General features: G+C 62.5%; 1 protein-coding gene. It reads right to left on the reverse strand.

Going from position 1 to position 1,737, the window contains the following annotated elements; translation table 11 throughout:
• A partial coding sequence (locus B3V69_RS18960; RefSeq protein ID WP_349679234.1) for an ABC transporter permease occupies positions 1-1,737 on the reverse strand: 1,737 nt, incomplete at both ends.

Below are 1,737 nucleotides of genomic sequence, written 5' to 3' on the forward strand. Positions count from 1 at the left end.
TGTCGCCCGGCTTGACTTGGAGCCGATCGGCCAGTCGGTCGGTCAGGAGTAGTCCGTTGTGCGGCGGTTTGAAAACCTGGTGTTCCAGACCGACGATGCGGTGCAATTCGGGCTGTTCAGCTTTTCCCTGGATGGCGCCGCGCCAGCTGTGATTGGCGTTGACAAGCCGTGCGGAAACACTTCGCGCTCCTTCCACTGCCGTGACGTGCGGCAGTTTGGCCATTTCATGCTGGATGCGGGCCGGCGTGGCTTCAATGAACCCGATGGAAACGTCGCCGCGCAGCACCTGGTTGAACTGCGTGTCCATCAAGACCGCGATAGAGTCACGCCAGAACGCACCGGTGATCACGATCGCCATCGCCACGGCAATGCCGAAAATGGTCAGCCCGGTACGCAGCGGTCGGCGTTCCATGGTGCGCAAAATCATGCGAAGCGCAGGGGAGAACCAGTGCTGCAAGCCCCAGCGCTCAATCAGCATCGGTTTGTACAGACCGGGAGCGGGAGGGCGCATGGCTTCGGCGGGGGCCAGTTGCACGGTGGCCCGAATAGCGTTGAGCGTAGCCAGCACGGCCGCCGACATGGCAACGCCGACCGCCGCCAGAATCAGCACCGGTTTGACGCGGTAGCGCAACTCCGGAAAGCGGAACACATCGGCATAAATCCCCACGAACCAGTGCCCCAGCGTGGCCCCCAAGGCCAGACCCAAGGCCAGTCCCAACACCACAATGACCAGCACCAGTTTCAAATAGTGCAGACCAATGGCCCGGTTCTCGTAGCCCAGCGCCTTCAGGGCGGCGATTTGTTCACGCTGCGTCGCAATCTGCCGGCTGAGCACGACATTGAGCAGAAACCCGGCCACGGCCAGGAAAATGCTGGGCAGCACCGTGCCCAGCACCCGTTGCTCCTTGATCTCGGAGTTGAGAATCATGTGCGACATCTGTTGATCGCGGCCATGGGCGCTAGTCCCGCCGTAGGGTGTGAGTAAGCGGTCCAGATGGTCGATGACGGGCCCCTCGGTGGCACCGGGGCCAAGGCGCACTGCCACCTGGTTGAATGCGCCCTCCATGTTGTAGGCGGCAGCCAGCGCCTGCCGGTCGACCCAGAAGACGCCGAAGCCGCGTTGATCGGGCGAACCCGCCATGCCCGCGAAGATGTACTCGGGCGAGAGTGCAATCCCCACAATCAGCAGTTCCTCGCGTCGGCCGTTGATCAGCGCGCCAATCCGGTCACCGGGTTTGAGCTGGCGACCGACGGCAAAGCCTTCGGACACCAGCGCTTCGATGGCCCCCGTGTGATGCCCCTCGATCATGCGCCCGCTGCGCAGGTTTACCTTGTTCAGGCGCTGGGGTGCCCGCGCGTCAAGCCCAATCAGGCGACCAATGATGGGATCCGCCACGTTCGGTATGGTGATCGGCACCACCTCGCTCAACGAGGTCTCCACGTGGGCTGCGCCGGGAATGCTCTCAAACTGGCGTTCCAGCGCGAGCGGCGCCCGTTTGAGCGTGGCAAACACATCGGCAAAACGGGCATCGGCGTAATACAGATCGCGCGACCACGACAACGACTCAAAAGCGCTGAAACTGGTAATGAAGCCCGCCACGCTGCTGGCGACCACCAGCGCGATGGTCAGGGCCTGGCTCCACATCAAGCGCAGATCGCGCAGCAGCTTGCGGTCAAGCGCTTTAAACGGGAATCCTTTACCAAGACAGCTCCGACGGTTTGAGCTTATGGGCGTTT

Origin of the sequence: Rhodoferax sp. UBA5149 (genome assembly GCF_002413825.1) — a bacterium.
Classification (GTDB): Bacteria; Pseudomonadota; Gammaproteobacteria; order Burkholderiales; family Burkholderiaceae_C; genus Rhodoferax.